This is a genomic window from Aromatoleum evansii (assembly GCF_012910805.1).
GTDB lineage: Bacteria > Pseudomonadota > Gammaproteobacteria > Burkholderiales > Rhodocyclaceae > Aromatoleum > Aromatoleum evansii.
In genome coordinates, this window is the sequence record NZ_WTVK01000145.1 from 1 (window position 1) to 2,148 (window position 2,148).

The 2,148-nt window shown below is 75.0% G+C and carries 2 protein-coding genes; both read left to right on the top strand.

Annotated elements, in window-relative coordinates:
* Nucleotides 1–11 precede the first annotated feature (11 nt).
* Entirely contained in the window at nucleotides 12–734 is a 723-nt protein-coding gene (imuA, locus tag GO615_RS27540) for a translesion DNA synthesis-associated protein ImuA (RefSeq protein WP_169133037.1), read from the top strand.
* Nucleotides 670–2,124 carry a Y-family DNA polymerase gene (locus tag GO615_RS29780; RefSeq protein ID WP_169133038.1) on the top strand — a complete coding sequence of 485 codons (1,455 nt, stop codon included), beginning with the start codon at nucleotides 670–672 and terminating at the stop codon, nucleotides 2,122–2,124. The genes imuA and GO615_RS29780 overlap by 65 nt, the downstream gene beginning before the upstream one ends.
* Nucleotides 2,125–2,148 lie beyond the last annotated feature (24 nt).

Consider the following 2,148-nt stretch of genomic DNA (forward strand, 5'->3'; position numbering starts at 1 on the left):
CCCCGCTTCCGATGGCCGCCCTCGCCCAGACTACCCTCGCAGCCCTGCCGCCCGGCCTCGTATGGCAGGCGGACCGGCTCGCGCAGTCGACCGAGACGGGCATCGCCACCGGCTTCGCGGCGCTCGACGCCCAGCTGCCGGGAGGCGGCTGGCCCCGTAATGCGCTGATCGAACTGCTGTCCGACCGCCCCGGCATCGGCGAGCTCGGGCTGCTGCTGCCCGTCCTGCACGCCCTGCCGGCCGAGCGCTGGATCGTCTGGATAGCCCCGCCCCACCTGCCCTACGCCCCGGCCCTCGCCGCGGCGGGAGTGCCGCTCGAGCGTTTGCTGCTGCTCCAACCCGAGGAGCACGCCGAGATCCTGTGGTCCGTCCGGCAGGCACTGGCCTCGGGCGGCAGCAGCATCGTGCTCGCCTGGCTGGCGCGCGCGGACACGGCCGCCTTGCGGCGCCTGCAACTCGCCGCCGAAAGCTCCGCGACCCCGCTGTTCCTGTTCCGCCCCACCTCCGCCGCACGGCAGCCTTCCCCCGCCGTCCTGCGCCTGCGGCTGGCAGCGCGCGACGGCGAGCTCGCGGTCGACATCCTCAAGCGGCGCGGCCCCGGCCTCGCCGCGCCACTGCGCCTGTCGCTACCGCAACGACCCGGCCTGCGCCGCCTTCCCGCCCTCAACGATGCTCTGGTTCGCCCTGATCCTGTCCGATCTGCCGCTGCAGGTGTTCACGCGCGGCGTGGATGAGCCGGGCGAACTCGCGGTCGTCGAACACAGCCCCGGCGCGCGCGTGGTCGCGGCGACTGCCGCTGCGCGGGCGCGCGGCGTCGAGGCCGGCCAGAACGTGGCCGGCGCGCTCGCGGTCGCCCCGGCGCTGCAGCTGCGCGAACGCGACGCGGCGCTCGAGGCCGCGACGCTGGCTGAGTTCGCCGCGTGGGCCACGCAATTCACGCCCTGCGTCAGCATCGACCCGCCCGATGGGCTGGTGCTGGAAACGAGCGGCAGCCTGCGCCTGTTCGGCGGCGTCACGGGGCTGGTGCGGCGCATCCGCGCCGGCCTCGCCCCACTCGGCCTGGATGCGGCCATCGCCGCCGCCCCGACCCCGCTCGCGGCACGCTGGCTTGCCCGCATGCACCCGGGCCGGCAGCTCCCGAGTGCCGCCGAGTGGTGGCGCAAGCTCGACGACCTGCCCGTCGAACTGCTCGGCGACGGCGCCGAAGTGTCCCGCGCGACGCTCGAGCTGCTGCACGGCATCGGCGCCCGCCGCCTCGGCGACGTCGCCCGCCTGCCGCGCGACGGCCTGGCCCGCCGCCAGGCCTCCGTCGTGCTCGACACGCTCGCACGGGCCCGCGGCGAACGCCCCGATCCGCGCCCCTGGTTCCTGCCGCCGGAGCGCTTCGAAGCGCGCCTGGTCCTGCCCGCGAGCATGCTGCACACCGAGCCGCTGCTGTTCGCCGCGGGGAGGCTGTTTTCCGGGCTGTCCGCGTGGCTCGCCGCCCGCCATGCCGCGCTCGACCGCTGCCGCCTGCACCTGGAGCACGAGGGGCGCCCCGATACCGTGCTCGAGATCGTCACCGGCACGCCGGGGCGCGACGACGGGCGGCTGCTGATGCTCGCCCGCGAACATCTGGCCGCCCTGGAGTTGCCCGCACCGGTCGATGCGCTGCGCCTTCTCGCCGACAACCCGGTGGTCACCCCCGGGCGCACGCAGGATCTGTTCGGCGATCCCCACAGCGCACGCGACGCCGCCGCCCTGCTGCTCGACCGCCTGCGCGCGCGGCTGGGGCGCGAGGCGGTTCGCACCGTGCATCCGGTTTCCGAGCACCGCCCAGAGCGCGCCTGGCGCCTCGCCGATCCCGGACGCCCCGCGCCCCGCAACACCCCGCCGGCCGCCGGCCCGCGCCCGTTGTGGCTGATGAACGAACCGCGCCCGCTCGAATCGATCCGCGCGCTGACACTGCTGAACGGCCCCGAACGCATCGAGTCGGGGTGGTGGGACGGGGCCGACGTGCACCGCGACTACTACGTCGCCCGCGCGCCCGATGCCGCCCTGTGGTGGGTGTTCGAGCAGCTCGATCCGCCCGGCGGCTGGTATGTGCCTGCCTCTTATACACATCTGACGCTGCCGACGAATTAGACGGTGTAGATCTTGGTGGTCGCC

Excerpts from the sequence above, each read along its gene's own strand:
- GO615_RS29780 (WP_169133038.1), top strand. The coding sequence starts at position 670 with ATGCTCTGGTTCGCCCTGATCCTGTCCGATCTGCCGCTGCAGGTGTTC.
- imuA (WP_169133037.1), top strand. The coding sequence starts at position 12 with ATGGCCGCCCTCGCCCAGACTACCCTCGCAGCCCTGCCGCCCGGCCTC.